The 15,614-nt window shown below is 78.4% G+C and carries 16 protein-coding genes; 5 read left to right on the forward strand and 11 right to left on the reverse strand.

The window, feature by feature from the left end; translation table 11 throughout:
* Positions 1-13: 13 nt before the first annotated feature.
* The 3 genes from GJV82_RS15465 (at position 14) to GJV82_RS15470 (ending at position 1,780) form a co-directional block, all read left to right on the forward strand.
* A complete protein-coding gene (locus tag GJV82_RS15465) occupies positions 14-313 on the forward strand; it encodes a hypothetical protein (RefSeq protein WP_024842082.1) in 300 nt (99 codons plus the stop codon).
* 202 nt (positions 314-515) lie between these two features.
* Positions 516-680: a hypothetical protein gene (locus GJV82_RS19535; protein ID WP_179151531.1), complete on the forward strand. Its 165-nt coding sequence runs from the start codon at positions 516-518 to the stop codon at positions 678-680.
* Positions 677-1,780 (forward strand): glycosyltransferase family 2 protein, encoded by a 1,104-nt coding sequence (locus tag GJV82_RS15470; RefSeq protein ID WP_162290475.1) that lies wholly within the window; start codon positions 677-679, stop codon positions 1,778-1,780. The genes GJV82_RS19535 and GJV82_RS15470 overlap by 4 nt, the downstream gene beginning before the upstream one ends.
* A gap of 66 nt (positions 1,781-1,846) precedes the next feature.
* Here GJV82_RS15470 and GJV82_RS15475 read toward each other — a convergent pair whose 3' ends face one another.
* A complete protein-coding gene (locus GJV82_RS15475) occupies positions 1,847-4,450 on the reverse strand; it encodes a helix-turn-helix transcriptional regulator (RefSeq protein WP_155099848.1) in 2,604 nt (867 codons plus the stop codon).
* A gap of 153 nt (positions 4,451-4,603) precedes the next feature.
* Between GJV82_RS15475 and GJV82_RS15480 the strand changes: the two genes are divergently transcribed.
* On the forward strand, positions 4,604-4,786 hold the full coding sequence (locus GJV82_RS15480) for a hypothetical protein (protein WP_155099849.1): 183 nt from the start codon (positions 4,604-4,606) through the stop codon (positions 4,784-4,786).
* A gap of 80 nt (positions 4,787-4,866) precedes the next feature.
* Here the strand turns inward: GJV82_RS15480 and GJV82_RS15485 are convergent, their stop codons facing one another.
* Complete coding sequence (locus tag GJV82_RS15485; protein ID WP_115943455.1) at positions 4,867-5,514, reverse strand: LysE/ArgO family amino acid transporter; 648 nt, start codon at positions 5,512-5,514, stop codon at positions 4,867-4,869.
* A gap of 69 nt (positions 5,515-5,583) precedes the next feature.
* On the opposite strand from GJV82_RS15485, the gene GJV82_RS15490 reads away from it, so the two are divergent.
* The gene (locus GJV82_RS15490) at positions 5,584-6,504 is read left to right on the forward strand and encodes a LysR family transcriptional regulator ArgP (protein ID WP_155099851.1); all 921 of its coding nucleotides are present in this window, start codon (positions 5,584-5,586) and stop codon (positions 6,502-6,504) included.
* Between the two features lie 82 nt (positions 6,505-6,586).
* On the opposite strand, the gene GJV82_RS15495 is transcribed toward GJV82_RS15490, so the two are convergent.
* The 9 genes from GJV82_RS15495 to GJV82_RS19540 form a co-directional block, all read right to left on the reverse strand.
* Positions 6,587-6,850, reverse strand: a complete 264-nt coding sequence (locus GJV82_RS15495) for a GlsB/YeaQ/YmgE family stress response membrane protein (RefSeq protein WP_155099852.1) — start codon at positions 6,848-6,850, stop codon at positions 6,587-6,589.
* Positions 6,851-6,967: 117 nt separating this feature from the next.
* On the reverse strand, positions 6,968-8,281 hold the full coding sequence (locus GJV82_RS15500) for a condensation domain-containing protein (protein WP_155099853.1): 1,314 nt from the start codon (positions 8,279-8,281) through the stop codon (positions 6,968-6,970).
* Entirely contained in the window at positions 8,278-9,084 is an 807-nt protein-coding gene (locus GJV82_RS15505) for a 4'-phosphopantetheinyl transferase family protein (RefSeq protein WP_155099854.1), read from the reverse strand. The genes GJV82_RS15500 and GJV82_RS15505 overlap by 4 nt, the downstream gene beginning before the upstream one ends.
* A complete protein-coding gene (locus GJV82_RS15510) occupies positions 9,081-9,800 on the reverse strand; it encodes an HAD-IA family hydrolase (RefSeq protein WP_318657712.1) in 720 nt (239 codons plus the stop codon). The genes GJV82_RS15505 and GJV82_RS15510 overlap by 4 nt, the downstream gene beginning before the upstream one ends.
* Complete coding sequence (locus tag GJV82_RS15515) at positions 9,797-11,659, reverse strand: hypothetical protein (RefSeq protein ID WP_155099855.1); 1,863 nt, start codon at positions 11,657-11,659, stop codon at positions 9,797-9,799. The genes GJV82_RS15510 and GJV82_RS15515 overlap by 4 nt, the downstream gene beginning before the upstream one ends.
* Entirely contained in the window at positions 11,656-13,344 is a 1,689-nt protein-coding gene (locus GJV82_RS15520) for an MATE family efflux transporter (RefSeq protein ID WP_155099856.1), read from the reverse strand. The genes GJV82_RS15515 and GJV82_RS15520 overlap by 4 nt, the downstream gene beginning before the upstream one ends.
* Positions 13,328-14,509 (reverse strand): acyl-CoA dehydrogenase family protein, encoded by a 1,182-nt coding sequence (locus tag GJV82_RS15525; RefSeq protein WP_155099857.1) that lies wholly within the window; start codon positions 14,507-14,509, stop codon positions 13,328-13,330. The genes GJV82_RS15520 and GJV82_RS15525 overlap by 17 nt, the downstream gene beginning before the upstream one ends.
* The gene (locus GJV82_RS15530) at positions 14,506-15,267 is read right to left on the reverse strand and encodes an acyl-CoA/acyl-ACP dehydrogenase (RefSeq protein WP_155099858.1); all 762 of its coding nucleotides are present in this window, start codon (positions 15,265-15,267) and stop codon (positions 14,506-14,508) included. The genes GJV82_RS15525 and GJV82_RS15530 overlap by 4 nt, the downstream gene beginning before the upstream one ends.
* On the reverse strand, positions 15,264-15,614 hold a 351-nt coding region (locus GJV82_RS19540), incomplete at its 5' end, for a hypothetical protein (RefSeq protein ID WP_225873403.1). The genes GJV82_RS19540 and GJV82_RS15530, both read right to left, overlap by 4 nt.

Genomic DNA, 15,614 nt, shown 5'->3' on the forward strand with positions numbered 1-15,614 from the left:
GGAGGTGAGGACGATGCGCAAACGCGTCTCGGGTGCGGCGGTCGCGGCGACGGGCACGTGGACCGACCCGGACGGCGTCCGCATGCCCGCGGGCGAGGTGCACGCGTGGGAGCGCGGCACCAACCAGACCGTGTGCCGCCTGCAGCTCAGCCGCCAGGGGCTCACGCGCTTCCCGCACGTCACGTGGGCCGACGTCCAGCCCGCCACGGGCCGTGACGCGGACGCCGTCACCTCGGTGTGCCGGCGGTGCGCCGCCGGGACCGGCACGCGGCGCGACGAGAAGCCGTGGCGCCGGGAGAACCCCCGCCCGTAACCCTCCACAGGCACTCCGGGACGCGTCCGGACCGTCCGGCGCAGGACCGTGCCGACCACCTACGCGGTCGGCCCGCGGTACGCGTCCGTCGACCGTGCCCACGCACCCGCCCGCCCCCGGCCCCTCAACCCGTCCCCGAGGCCCGCTGAGTACCGCGCGCGCTACCGCACGGTGGTTCCACCGACGAGATGGAGGTGGATCGATGTACCAGATGGGAAGTGCTCAGACGGCACCGGTTCTCGCAGCCACGGGGGTGATGGCCACGGGCTACTACCTGGTCGGTGCCTGGACGCTGCTCATGGCCGGCGTCGCGCTCGTGATGGTGGTGCGGGTCCTGCGCCGCCGACGACGCCAGGAGGAGACGTGACCGGTGCCCCGGGCGCGACCACGCCGCGCGTGGTCGCGCTCGTCCCCGCCCACGACGAGGCCGAGGCGCTGCCCGCGACGCTCGCGTCGCTGCGCGCGCAGACGCGGCCCGTCGACCGGGTCGTCGTCGTCTCGGACAACAGCACGGACGCGACCGTCGAGGTCGCTCGCGCACTGGGTGCCGACGTCCTCGAGACGGTCGGCAACACGGACCGCAAGGCGGGCGCGCTCAACCAGGCGCTCGCCCGCGTCGAGGCAGAGCTCGTGCTCGTCCTCGACGCCGACACGACGATCGCCCCGACGTTCGTCGCCGAGGGGCTCGCGCTCCTCGACGCCCGGCCCACGCTCGGGGCCGTCGGGGGCGTGTTCCGCGGGACGCCGCCCGCGTCGCTCCTCGAGCAGCTCCAGGCCAACGAGTACGAGCGCTACGGCGTCCAGGTGGACGTCACCGGACGCACCTCGGTGCTCACCGGCACCGCCGCGCTCGTGCGGCGCGACGCGCTGGCGGCCGTCGCCCGGGCGCGCGGACGTACGCTCCCCGGCCCGCCCGGGGCGGCGTACGACCCCAGGGCCATCACCGAGGACTCCGAGCTCACGCTCGCGCTGCGCACGCTCGGCTACGAGCTCGCGTCGCCGGCGAGCATGTCGTGCACCACGGAGCTCATGCCGACGCCGCGCGACCTGCACCGTCAGCGCGTGCGCTGGTACAAGGGCATGCTCGACAACCTGCGCGCCTACGGGTTCACGCGCGTCACCGCCCGGTACGTGGGCCAGCAGGCCATGCTGGCGATCGGCACGCTCATGCTCGCCGCGCTCGTCGTGCTCACGGCGCTCTCGGTCGCGACGGGCACGTTCCGGCTCGTGCCCTTCTGGCTCGCGGTCGGCGCGGTGCTCGTCACCGAGCGGCTCGTCACGGTGTGGCGCGTCGGGCGCCGCGGCCGCCTCGTCGCGTCCGCCGTCCTCCCGGAGCTGGCCTACGACATGTTCCTCCAGCTCGCGTTCGTCCGCGCCTGCTGGCTCGCCGCCACGGCGCGTGACGCCGGGTGGCACCACGTGCGTCGGGACGCCCCGCCGCCGCGGGTCGCCGTCGCGGCGGCCTGACGACGCGGCGCGGGCCCGCGTCCCGGAGCACCGGCCCCGGCCACCGGGCTCCGGGGCGAGAGCCGGTCAGGCGTCGAGCGCGTCGGCGAGGCGGTCGCGCCCGTCGATGCCGAGCTTGCGGAACGCGCGGTGCAGGTGGTTCTCGACCGTGCGCACGCTCACGTGCAGCCGGTCGGCGACCGCCTGGTTCGTCAGGCCCTCGGCGACGAGCCGCGCGACCTCGCGCTCGCGGTCGGTGAGGTCGCCCGACGGCGCGAGCAGGTCGAGGATCGCGACGGCCGGCCGGCCGTGCGCCTCCAGCCGGGCGCGCGCGTCGTCGAGGACGGCGGTCGCGCGCCGCACGTCGCCCTCGGCGCGCAGCCGGCGGATCGCGACGGCGATCGCCCGCGCGCCGATCAGCACCTGCCCGTCCTCGACCAGGCCCGTCCCCCGTCCCGCGGCGACGTCGGGGTCGTCGCTCGCGACGGCGGCCGCGAAGCGCTCGACGTGCCGCAGCAGGCCCGCGGGGAGGTCCGCGACCAGGTCGAGGAGCGCCGTCGCGCGCCGCGGGTCCGGCACGAGGTCGAGCGACAGGGCCCCGGACGACGCGGCGGCCACGAGGAACCCGCGCGCGAGCGCGTCCTCGTGATCAGCCCACAGGGCGTCGGCCGCCGCGGCCTCGTCGGTCGCAGCGAACCCGGCGGACCCCGCGCCGAGGCGCGCGAGCGTCCACGTCGGCTGCGCGAGCGGCAGCGGGCTCGGCCCCGGACCGAGGGACCGCGACTGCTCGGCGAGCGAGCGCGCCGTCGTCGTGCGGCCCTCGACGAGCGCGACGGCGGCCGCGAGCGAGAGGTTCGCCGACTGGAAGGGCCGCTGCAGCGCCGACAGCAGCCCCGTGGACAGCACCGAGCCCAGGTGCTCGTGGAGCTCGGCCGTGCGCCCGCGCAGGAGGAGCACGACGGACACGACGAACGCGTGCCCGTGCACGGCGTCGACGTCGAGCGCCGAGCGCGCCTCGTCGAGGTGACGCGCGGACCACGCGAACGCCTCGTCCAGGCGGTCGTCGAGCAGGAGCGCGAGCCCCCGCAGCACCTCGGCGGAGCTCGCGAAGTGCGGGGTCCGGGTGCGCGGCTCGGCCAGCAGGTCGAGCGCCGCGGCAGGGTCGCCGCGGAACACGAGCCACTCGGCCCGGACCGTCGCGGCGGTCGCGGCGACGTCGTCCTCGACCTCGCCGGGCGTCGCGGGCGCCGGCGGCTCGTCCGGAGCCCGGTCGAGGAGCAGCGCGAGGTGCGCCTCGACGTTCGCGAGGAGCGGCGCCCACGCGCCCGCCTCGGCGCGCGCCGCCCGCAGCACGCGCCGGGCCGCGTCGAGGTCCTTCTCGACGAACGCGACCGCGAGCGCGTGCCAGTTGTCGAGCGCGGCGAGGGACCGCGCGTCCCCCGTGCGGGGCGTGCCCTCGACGACCGCGCGCACCGTCGCGGCGTCGGCGTCCCCGGTGAGCAGCGCCCGCAGGTAGGGCACCGCGGTGGCGGGCGACGGCTCCGTCTCCCACCGGGTGCGGAGGTAGACCGTCTCGCGGTACCAGTGCTCCACGAGCATGCGGTGCCGCACCGTGTCCGACTCCCACGGCGCCCGGTCGCGCACGACGGCCGGCGCGTCGTCGAGCGCGTCGGGCCGCGGCGCGGCGGGGAGCGCGACGACGCCCCTCCCGGCCACGTGCAGCGCGAGCCGCAGACGTTCCTCGATGCGCAGGCGGCGCGCGCTCGTCCCCAGGTGCCGGTAGTGGTCGGCCACGGCCTGCGGGAACACGCCGACGACGGTCTGGTCCCCGCGGGGCACGAACCGCAGGAGGCGGCACGCGTCGAGCTCCTCGAGCGCGTCCGGCGTGACGAGCGAGCGCGCGGTGCTCGTCGTGACCGCCCCCGCGAGGGACAGCGTCTCCAGGGCCTCCAGCGCGTCGTCGGACAGGTCCTGCACGAGCGGGGCGACGCTGCGGGCGAGCGCCGGGGTCCACATGTCCGGGCCCGCGACCCACGTCCCGTCGACGAGCGCCAACCGCCCGCGGCGGCGCGCGTTCACCGCGAGCGCGGTGACGAGGCCCGGCAGGCCGCCGGCCGCGGCGTAGAGCCGGCCGACGGTCGCCGCGTCGATCGTCCCGGGCAGCAGGTCGGCGAGGAGCGTCTGCGTGTCCACGTAGCCGAGCGCGGGGACCTGCAGCTCGACGCCGGGGCGCACCTCGGTCGCGAGCCGGTACGGGTCGCGCAGCCGGGAGGGCTGAGGCCGCGAGGCGCTGAGCACCGCGAACCGTGCGCGCGCGTGCGCGGCGACGAGCGCACCGGAGCTCGCGCGGTCGAGGTCGTCCGCGTCGTCGACGACGACGAGCGTCCGCGCGGGCCGGACCGCTCCCTCGATCGCGGCGACCGCCCCCGCGACGGCGGACGGCGCCGTGCGGTCGGAGCGCGACGTGAGACCTGCGACCGCGAGCGCCTCGAGCGGCCGGTCACGCAGCGCCGCGACGCCCTGGACGCGCAGGACGGTCCACTCGTCGTCGAGGAGCGTGCGGCACACCTCCGCGAGCACGGTCGTGCGGCCGGAGCCCGCGGGTCCGACGAGGTCGACGCTCCGCCCCGCCCGGAGGTGGTCCACGGCCTCGGCCTGGACCTCCAGGTGGAGCGAGCGCGGGGTGCTCATCGCCTCAGTGTGGGCGACGTCCCGCGCGGGTGCACCCGCGCGACCGTGCGCGGCCGGCGCTCTTTCACCCGCTCGACGGCGCGCGGTCCTCGGCGCCGCGGCCTAGTTTCGTGGCGGGCGGGCACGGGGCCCGCACGACCGAAAGGGTGAGACATGACCGAGAACGGATCCTCCGCGGACAAGGGCGGCCTGGGCGACCTCGTCGGGAAGGCGAAGGAGTTCCTGACCGACGACCGGATCGACCAGATCGCGGACAAGATCAAGGACGTCGCGCCGGACTCCGTCGACAAGCACGTCGACACCCTCGCCGAGCAGGCCAAGAAGGTCAACGACTGAGCCGAGGCCACGTCCCGACGGCGGGACGGCGTGGCGGGACCGCTGCGCGCGGAGACCGCGACGACCGTCCCGCCGTCGTCTCAGCCGCCCAGCACGAGCGACACCCCGATCGTGGCCATGACGACGGCGATCGCGCCGTCGAGCACGCGCCAGGCGCCGGGCCGTGCGAAGACGGGGGCCAGGAGCCGCGCGCCGTAGCCGAGCGCGGTGAACCACACGACGCTCGCGACCATCGCCCCGGCGCCGAAGAGCCAGCGCGCGGCACCGGTCCCGACCGCGCCGGCGCCGTGCGCGGCCGCGTACCCGGCGGCGAGCGAACCGAGCAGCAGCACGGTGTCGAGGTACACGTGCGGGTTGAGCCAGGTCAGGGCGAGCGACGTCCCGACGGCCGACCGCGCGGAGGTCGCCCCCGCCCCGGCCGCGGGGTCGAGGTTGCCGGGCCGCAGCGCACGCCGGGCCGCGAGCGCGGCGAGCGCGAGCAGGAACGCGGCGCCGCCCCAGCGCACGACGGCGAGCAGCACGGGCGCACCGGTGACGAGCGCGCCGAGACCGGCGGTCCCGGCCGCGATGAGCACGAGGTCGGACGCCGCGCACACGAGCACGACCGGCAGCACGTGCTCGCGCCGCAGCCCCTGACGCAGGACGAACGCGTTCTGCGCGCCGATCGCGACGATGAGCGACAGGCCGGCCGCGAGACCGGCGGCGACGGGGGCGAGGACGCTGAGCACGACGACGACGCTAAGCACGCGCCGCCGTGAAGTACAGCGATAGATTCTGGGGTTCCGTAAGATCCGCTCATGGTGGACCTGCAACCGGACCAGCTCCGCGCGCTGGAGGCCATCGCGGCGACGGGGACCTTCGACGCCGCGGCACGCCGCCTCGGCGTCACGCCCTCCGCGGTGAGCCAGCGCATGCGCGCACTCGAGGCGGCCGTCGGGCAGGTGCTCGTGCGGCGCGGCAAGCCCGCCGAGCTCACGCCGCCCGGCCGCGTCCTCGTGCGGCACGCGCGGCATCTCGCGCTCCAGCAGGCGGACGTGCTCGCCGAGCTCGGCATCGGTGCGAACCCCGACCCCGACCCGGACGCGCGGGTCCCGCTGCCGGAGATCACGCTCGTCGTCTCGGGCGACGCCCTCACCACGTGGGCGCTGCCCCCGCTCGTGGAGGCGTCGACGTGGGCGCGGCTCGAGGTGCTCCGCGAGGACGAGGAGCACTCCGTCGGTCTCCTGCGCGACGGCACGGCCGTCGCCGCGGTGACGTCCGTGGCCGACCCGGTCCCGGGGTGCCGCGCGACGCTGCTCGGGCACATGCGGTACCGGCCCGTCGCGAGCCCCGCGTTCGTCGACCGCTGGTTCCCGCGCGGCGCCGACCTCGACGCCCTCTCGCGCGCGCCCGTCCTCGCGTTCGACCGCAAGGACGACCTCCAGGAGCGCTACCTGCGGCTCCGCGCCGAGGAGGCGGGCGCGACGCCGCTCGACCCGCCCCGGCACTTCGTCCCCGCCTCGAACGAGTTCCGCCGGGCCGTCGAGCTCGGCATGGGCTGGGGCATGCTGCCCGACCTCCAGGCCGCGCACGCGACGCGCGCGGGCCGGCTCGTCGGCTTCGACGACGCGCGCGCGACGCTCGTGCCCCAGCACTGGCAGCAGTGGCGGCTGCACTCGACCTCGCTCGACCGCCTCGCGGACGCGCTCGTCCGGGCGGCGCGCGACGCGCTGACATGAGCGCGGCGCGCGACGCGCCCGGTGAGCACGTCGCGCGCCGCACGATCCCCGGGGCGCCGTCAGGCCGGCGCCCGGGGCACGGTCACGTCCGGCTGTTGCGCGTGACCGCCCCGTAGATGCCCAGCGTGATGAGCGAGCCCAGGATCGCGAGCAGCCACGTGCGGAAGTCGCCGAGGTCGCCGAGCGAGGTGCCGAAGAACACCGAGCCGAGCCACCCGCCGAGGAGCGCGCCGAGGATCCCCAGCAGGATCGTGATGATCAGCGACCCGGTCTGCTTGCACGGCAGCACGGCGCGGGCGATGAGACCGGCCACGAGGCCGAGGACGATGTACGCGATCCAACCCATGAGCGATTCCTCCGGTGTGTCGAGGTCCCCTGCGCTCGTGAACCCTGGCACCACCCCGCGGTGCTCGCACGCGCTCAGGCCCTCCCGACGTGGCCCGGGGTGCGGACCCGACGCCGCTCAGGCGCTCGCGGAGCGCCGCGCCTCGTCGAGGACGTACCGCTCGACGTCGCGCACGACCGCCTCCGCGGTCGCGTCGTCCACGCGCGCCGTGTCGGTCGTCAGCACGACGTCCACGCCGCCGTCCGGGGCGTCGACGAGGTGCAGCGTGAGCGTGACCCCGCCCTGCTCGTCCGCCGCGTCGGCCCGCGCGAGGCGGCGCGACCGCGTCGGCCGCGCGCGCAGCGTCCGGTCGGGGCCGGTGCCGCGCCGGTCGTTGTACCAGCACGTGCCGTCGTGCGCGGTCGCCGGGTCCGCGGCGGCGTCGCGCACGAGACGGTCCTTGTCGTAGTACGCGGAGCGGTACGCCGTCATCGCGGACCGCCACACGCGCGTGCCCACGTCCGCGAAGGGGGCGTCGAGCCCGTCGACGTGGAGCAGGCCCTCCATCGCCGTCGTCACGACGGCCTCCGCGAGCGCCGGGCGGAAGCGGTTGCTCACCATGACCTGGAGCACGAGGTCGTCCCGGCCCGCGGCCGCGGCGAGCGCGCGGCACGACGCCGCGAGCAGCACCGCGGACGCGCTCGTGCGCCAGCGCGCCGCGACCCGCTCGGCGGCCGGCCCCAGGCGCCGCGAGCGCAGCACGGTCTGCCGGTACCGGGCCCGCGACGCGTCCGGCCCGACGCGCGGGAACACCTCCCGGGGCGCGGCCCGCATGGTGCGCAGCGTGCGCGCGCGGGCCGCGGCGTCGTGCCGGCGCCCTTCGTCCGACGCCTGCCACGCCGCCTCGTCGAGCGGCGTCCACGCGGCGCGCTCGGGCAGCGGCGCCCCCGCGGCGAGGGCCGTGAGGTCGGCGTCGAGGACGGGCAGGCCCCAGCCGTCGAGCGCGGTGTGCGCGACGACGAGCACGGTGTGGTGCACGGCACCGTCCACCGTGACGAGGCCCGCGCGCACCGGCAGCTCCGCCGCGTAGTCGAACGCGCGGCCCCACAGCTCCTCCCGCAGCCGCTCGCCGCGCGCGACTGCGTCCGCGGGCCCGTCCGCTCGCTCCTCGACGACCTCGACCGTGCCCGCTGCGCACAGCTCCTGCGTGTAGCCGTCGCCGTCCGGGCGGATCAGCGTCCGCAGCGAGTCGTGCCGCTCGACGAGCGCGCGCACGACCGCGAGCGCCGCGTCCGCGGCCACGGGCCGGTCGAGCGGCCCGCCCCACACGAGGTTGAACTGGTGGTCCAGGGGCTCGAGCGCGGCGAGCGCCCGGCGGATCGCCGTCTGGCCCCACGTCGCCGGGCCGGCGCCCGCGCGCCCCCGGACCTCGACCCGGCGCACGACCCTCATCGCACCGCCCCCGCCCCGGCGAGGCCGTCGGTCCCGGCTCGCCCCGTCGCGCCCGCGTGCCGCACGACGACCGCGTGCGGACGGGGTCCGGGCGTCGCGCACGCCGCGACGGCGCCCGCGGGCGCCGGAACGTCGCCGACCCACCACTCCTGCCCGCGCCACGGCCCCTCCGCGGCGCGCACGAGCCCGGGCGCGCGCACGTCGAGGCCGAGCACGTCGAGCAGGCGGCCCCCGACCGCCTTGGCGCACGCCTCGAGGCGCGCGAGCCGCTGCCACGCGTCCCCGTGCCCGCCGCGCCCGGCCACGAGGAACCGCGCGGCGAGGCGGCGCACGTCCACGCGCGGGTCGCGCACCTGGACGTCGACGCCCACGTCGACCGGGGCGAGCGCGACGAGCGCGTGGTCGCCGCTGCGGCTGAGGTTCCACCGCTGCCCGACGACGGGCCCCGGCCGCCCGTGACGGCCCACCTCCCAGCGCACGTCGGCCGGGCGCAGCCCGGTGGCCGCCGCGAGCAGCTCCCGCGCGGCGACGTGCGCGCGCACGTACCGGGCGGCGTCGGCGTCCGACGCGAGGCGCAGCGCGCGGGTGCGCTCGTCCGGTCCGAGCACCGCGCCCCCGAGCCGCGCGACGAGCGCCTCCCGGCCGCGCGCGGACTGCTGCCCGACTGCGCGCCACGTCCGGTGCACGGCGTGCGGCGCGGTGTCGACGAGCCATGCCTCGACCACGACGCCGGTCTCGGCCGGCCCCCCGGACGCGACCGGCACCCCGGACGCGACCGGCGCCCCGACGGGGACGGCGGTCATGCGACGACCTCCCGCAGGTCGCGGGCGGTCCCGGACGCCGGTGTCGCGGCGGGTGCCACGACGACCTCGACCTCGTGCCCACGGGACCGCGCGGACACCGGCCGCAGGTCGGCGACGCGGTGGTGCGCCGTCGGCACGCGCTCGGGGCCGACGCCGAGCACGGTCGCGCCCGCGGAGCGCCCGGCCGCGACGCCCGCGGCCGAGTCCTCCAGGACGAGGCAGCGCCGCGGGTCGGCGCGCAGCAGCCGCGCGCCGGCGTGGAACCCCGCGGGGTCCGGCTTGCCGCGCACCACGTCCTCCGCGCACACGAGCCGCCGCGGGACCGGCAGGCCCGCCGCGGCGAGGCGCGCGAGCGCGACCTCCCGCGCCGCCGAGGTCACGACCGCCCACACCCGCGGGGCGAGCGCGTCGAGGAGTGCGGCGGCGCCCGGCACGGCGACGACGTCCTCGGTGTCGTCGCACGAGAGACGGTGCAGCCACGCGACCTCGCGCGCGACGTCGGCACCGGGGGCCACGAGACGGACGACCTCGACGTCGCGCCGCCCGTGCGACGCCGCGACGACGGTCGCGCCGTCGAGACCGTGCCGCGCCGCCCAGGCGTGGGTGTGCCGCTCGATCGCCGCGGCCGAGTCGACGAGCGTCCCGTCGAGGTCGAGCAGGAGCGCGTCGCCGCGCCACGTCCACGCGCGGCCCGGACGGTCCACCGGCCCGCTCACAGCAGCTCCGCCGCGCGCGCGAGCCGCGCCGCGGCGTGCTCGTCGGCGTACCGCTGCACGGGACCCGTCGCGTGCTGGAGGCCGAGCGCCGCGGGGCTCGGCACCCCGAGCCGGTCACCCGCCGCGCGGACGACGACGGGCAGCACGCGCGGGTCGCTGCGCGTCCCGTCACCGTGCGCGAGCGCGACGACGAGGTCCGCGGCGGGGCCGGTGCCGCGCGCGGGGTCCGCGCCGCGGTCCGCCGCGTCGCGCGACGCCCACATCCCGCGCGAGAGGTACCGGCCGCCGGGCTCCACGCCGAGCAGCCCGCGCGGCTCGACGACCTCGCACGCGAGGACCTCGACCGTCGCGACGTCGCCGTCCGCGTCGAGGTCGGCCTGCGCGGTGAGCCGCGGCGCGGCGCCCGCAGCCCGTGCGCCGCACGCGGGGCAGTCGTGCGCGACGACGCGCAGCGGCACCGCCGGCCCCGCCGCCCGGCACACCGCCTCGGCGTCACGTTCGGCGAGGAGTCGCGCCGCCGCGAGCGCGGTGTCACCTCCCGGGCCGACGTGACCGACCCCCCGCTCCTTCACGTGCATTGCCGTGTGCGGGCCCGCCGCGCGCCCGCCCTCCACCGCCGGAGTACCCGGGACCGGGCGACCAGGGACCGGGCGAGCGGCCGGGTCCCTGCGCGTCTCGCCCCCGGCGAGCGCGTCGAGCCCGAACGCGACGAGCTCGTCGAGCGGGCCGTCGGGGCGGTCGACGGGCAGGAGGCCGGACAGCACCCACGTCCGGACCGCGGCCGCGCGGTGGGCGAGCGCCGCGGGTCCGGCGGGCTCGGGCCAGGCCGTGCGCGCGACGTCGAACCCCAGGAGCCAGCACGCCGCGCCGAGCTCGGTGAGCGCGTCGCGCGGGACGGCCGCGAGATCGGGCGACGCCGCCGCGACGAGGGCCGCGACGTCGCGCCCGACGACGGCCGGGTCCGCGCCGAGCCACCACGCCCACGCGTCCCAGCCCCAGCCGAACGGGTGCTCCAGGGGCTCGCCGGCGTGGGGCCGCAGCACGCGCAGGGTGCAGCGCGACCGGTCCAGCGTCACCGCGACGGGGCGCGCGGTGGCGGGGGTCCGGGCGGGCGCGCGGTCGAGCCCGGGCCGGTCCCACGCGTCGGGGTCGACGGCGTCTCCCGCGGGGACGGTCGCGTGCCGTGCGCCGTGCGCGTCGTTGCCCGCGAGGCTCGGCCCGTCGCCGTGCTCCAGGAGGTGCGGGAGCGTCGCGACGACGGGGTAGCCCGCGCGCGCGCAGAACGTCACGACGGCCTCGTCGTCGTCGCGCTCGTCGTCCGGGACGGCCGCGAGGTGCGCGGCGAGGCGGAGCGCGCCGTCCGCGGGGAGCACGAGGCCGAGCGTCGGCACCCATTCGTCGTGCCCGAGCGGCGCCCACGCCTGCCCGGCCGCGGCGGCGGCGCGCACGAGGTACGCGTTGCGGGGGCTGTTCCAGTTCGAGTAGAGCGCGACGGCGTGCCGGGGGCGGGCCCGGACCGCGCGGCGCACGAGGTCGGCGAACCCGGGGACGGGCGTGACGTCGTCCTGCAGCACGAGGTGGTGCGTGGCACCCGGTGCGACGGCGGCCCACGCGCGCTTCGCGGTGCGCAGCGGGCTGGGCGGGCCGTCCGGGTCGGGGTCCTCGACGACGCGCACGTCGAGCGGCGCGCACGCCCGGACGAGGGCCGAGACGTCACCGCGCGCGGGGTGGTGCATGACGACGACGCTCAGCACCGGCTCGCGCGCGTCCGCGCCGGTCGCGCCGCCGCGCGCCACGCCGGGCCGCGCGGTCGCCTCCGGGCCGTCGTGGGCCGTGACCGGCGCGCCGGGGGCGGTCACGGCGCGACCTCCGCGACCGGGTCGCCCGCCGTGACGCGCGCGCCCGCCGCCCGCCGCCGGACCAGGCGCACGGCGAGCGGCAGCATGACGGCGAGCCCGACGACGTTCGTCACCGCGATCGTCGTGTACAGCGCGACGGGTCCCCCACCGGTGCGGGCGAGCACCCCGCCGACGCCGAGCGAGACCGCGTGGTAGAGCACGTTGAGCGTCACGGCGACGCGCCCGTACCCGAGCTGCTCGAGGAGCGTGAGGAGGTAGAGCACGAGGCCGACGCCCGCGTACGACGGGCCGACCACGCGCAGGTAGAGCGCGGCCTGCGCCGCGACGTCCGGGTCCGCCGCGAGCCGGCCCGCGACGAACGGCGCCGTGACGAGCACGAGCACCCCGACGACGACGTACACGCCCGCGACGACGACCGTCCCCGCGCGCAGCGTGCGCGGCAGGAGCCCGAGGTCGCCCGCGCCCCACTGCTGGTTCATGACGATGCTCACCGCGGCGGCGAGGCCGATCGCGGGCACGACGACGAGCGTCTGGACCGTCGCCGCGCCGCCGAAGCCCGCGACGACGGCGGTGCCCGACGGCCCGAGCAGCCACACCATGACGAGGTTGGTCACGGTGAGCAGGAGGTAGGACAGGCCGACGGGGAGCCCGACGCCGAGGAGCAGCCCGCGCACGTCGACGAGCCCGGGTGCGGGGTCGTGCGGCGGGTCGTCCGACACCCCGCGCACGGGGGCGTCGGGGGCAGGCACCTGCCTGGCCTCACGGGCCGGTGCGTCGGTCACCGCCGCGACCGGCGGCGCCGGAGCGGTCGCCGACGCGGCGGACGGCGGGGGCGCGGGCGTCGTGAGCGACCGTGCGGGCAGCGCGCGGAGCACCCGGCGCCATCCTGCGGCGAGGCGCCGCGGCGCGGGGTGGTGGCGCAGCGCCAGCACGCGTCGCAGGCCGGGCACGCGCCCGGGCGGCGGGAGGAGGCGCGCACGCACGAGCAGGGCCCACGCGACGACCGCGCCGACGAGCGTCGAGCCCGCGATCGCGAGCGGCACCGCGAGCACGCCGACCCCGCCCACGAGGCCGACGAGCCACACGCCGAGCACCTGGAGCCCCGCGACGAGCAGGGCGACCGTCGCCGACGCGCCCGTGCGACCCCACCCGCGCAGCGCGGCCGCGGCGACCGCCGTCGGGACCGACAGGACGCTCGCGAGCACGGTCCAGCGCGCGAACGTCACGAACTGCGCGACGAGCGGCTCCGGCACCGCCAGCATCGCGGCGAGCGCCGGGGCGACCGCGACGACGAGCAGCGCGACCGTCCCGAGCACGAGGGCGCCCGCGGCGGCGAACCGGCCCAGCAGCGCCGCCGTCGCGGACGCGGGAAGGCCGCCCCGTGCGTCGTCGCGCTCCGCGTCGTCGCCGCGCGACCCGTGCAGACGCGCGAAGCCCACCTGCGTCGAGACGTCGAGGCCCTCCTGGACGGCGAGCACGAGGAACGTCACGGGGATGAAGAGCGCGCGCACGTACAGCGCGTCGTCGCCCATGTGACCGAGCAGCGCCGCGACGACGAGCTGGGCCGTCGCACCGATGACGAGCGCGGCGCAGATCGGCCCGGCGAGGCGCACGACCCTGCGGCGCAGCGCGCCGACGGTCGGCTCGACCGGCGCGGGGGCCGCGTCGTCAGACGAGCTCGGCATGCCGTGCCCTGCCCTGCAGCCAGCCCTGAGCGAGCGTGAGGCGCTGCACGGTCCGCGTGCCCTCCATCATCTCGAGGCCGGGCACGTCGCGGACGAGCTTGTCGAGGTACGGGTGCTCCCATCGCGCGCCGGGGCCGAGCAGCGGGGGCACGGCGTGCGTGACCTCCTCCGCGAGGTCCAGGGCCGTGGCCTTGGCCGCCGCGGGCAGGGTCCCGTCCGCCGGGTCGGCGTCCGCCGCGCGCGCCGCCTGGAGCACGAGGGCGCGCGCGGCGTGCAGGCGGTCCTCGAACGTCGCGAGGCGCCAGCGCTCGTCCGCGGTGAACGACGAGCGCTCGGCGCGCACGTAGTCGAGCGCCGCCCGGGTCACGCCCACCGCGAGCGACGCGACGACCGGGCGGAGACGGTTGAACGTGCGGACCGCCCCGAGCAGCCCCCGGCGCGACGGCGACAGGTGCCGCCCGAGCGTGTCGTGCGGGAGCAGGGGCACGTCGCGCAGCCGCACCTCGCCGAGCTGGACGGCGCGCATGCCCGTCGTGGAGAGCGGGGCGGCGTCGAAGCCCGGCCGGTCGGTGTCCACGAGGTGCACGCCGACGCCGAGCGGCCCGGGCCGGTGCCGCGCGAACACGACGCCGAGGCTCGCGCGCGCGACGTTCCCCACGTACTTCTTATGGCCGCGCAGGACCGGGCCGACCGCGCCGCCGTCCGCCGGGTCCGGCCCGCCGTCGGCGACCGCCGTCTCGAGCGCCGCGGCGTCCGAGCCGCGGTCGGGCTCGGTGAGGCCGAAGAACGTCCACGTGCGCGGCTGCGCGACGCGCTCGTAGAACCGGTCGCGCTGCTCGTCGTCCGCGAGGTCGTCCACGACGACGCCGGACATGGACGGTCCCGGCGCGCCCACGACGACGGACGCGTCCCCCCACGCGAGCGTCTCGGCCACGACGACGCGCTCGACGCACGTGCGCACGTGCACGGGCACGCCCCGCACCCGCAGCGGGTCGTCGAGGTAGCCGGGCGGGAACCCGCCGAGCTCGCGGTACGGCAGGACGCCCGAGTCGAGGAGCGTGTGCAGGGCCCCGGGGTCGGCGTCGATCGCGAGCGCGTGCGCGCGCAGCGCCGCGCCGACGGGGCGCAGGTGGTCGCGCAGGGCGTCGAGGTCGACCGTGCTCATGCGTGCTGCTCCTCCCGGCCGCCGGCGGGGCCGGTCGGCAGCGTGCCGCTCGCGTGACCGAGCAGGTCGATCGTGCGCGCGAGGCGCGCGGCCTCGCCGTCCACGTACCCCGACGCGCCGAACAGGTTGTGGACGGCGCGCGAGGACCGGTCGAGCACCGCGGTGACGCGCGCGAGCGTCGCCGCCGGGACGGGCGCGGCCCGTCCCGCGGCGGGGCGCCCGAGGAGCGACTGCGCCTCGAGGTGCGCGAGCGCGGCGTCCGCGAGGACGAGACGGACCGGGGCGAGGTTCACGGTCGTCGTGCCGCCGACGCTCCGGCCCCGCAGCCGCTCGACGGCCTGCTCGGTCAGCCGCTCGCACAGGCCCGTCCGGACCCACGCGACGCCGACGCGCCACGCGGCGTCCGCGACGCGCACCGCGTCGTCGGCCGCGGGTGGCTCGCCGTCCACCGTCGACGCGCCGTCGGCCGCAGCCGCGCCGGGTCGCGCCGCGCGCCACACGACGAGCGCGCCGTCGTCCGACGCCACCACGCCAACGCGCGCCGCCCCGGCGGGGGGCGGGACGTCGTCGGGCAGCAGGACGCACTCCCCGGGCAGCGCCGCGACCGGGTGCAGGGCGGCGAGCGCCGTGAGCGCCGCGACGACGCCGTGCTCGCGCGCCACGTCCCGCAGCTCGGCGGGGCTCGCCACCGCGTCCGGGTCGACAGGACCGCGCGACGTCCGCGGGTCCGTCCGGGCGGCCAGGACGTCCGTGCTCACGCGAGCACCGCCTCTCGTGCCCGGTCCGCGGCGCCGGGCGACGCCTCCCGGACGGTGCGCGGGCCCAGCGCGAGCGAGCAGCGGTACCCGAGCTCGACGCACCGCTCGTGGAGGACGACCGACGCACCGGGCGCCGCGTCGTCGTGCGCGGCGAGCACCTCCCACACGCCCGTCGCCGCCGCGCCCGCGTCGGCGCGCAGCACGACGTCCCCGTCGAGGACGGTCACGGCGGACGCGTCGACGTCGACGCCGAGGACCACGCGCCGCGCGTCGGGGGCGGCGCCGGGCACCGCGTCCGCGGCGAGGACGGCACCGGGCGCCGCGTCCGCGGCGGGGGCGGCGGGACG

The organism is Cellulosimicrobium composti (assembly GCF_009711085.1).
In the GTDB taxonomy this organism is placed as follows: domain Bacteria; phylum Actinomycetota; class Actinomycetes; order Actinomycetales; family Cellulomonadaceae; genus Cellulosimicrobium; species Cellulosimicrobium composti.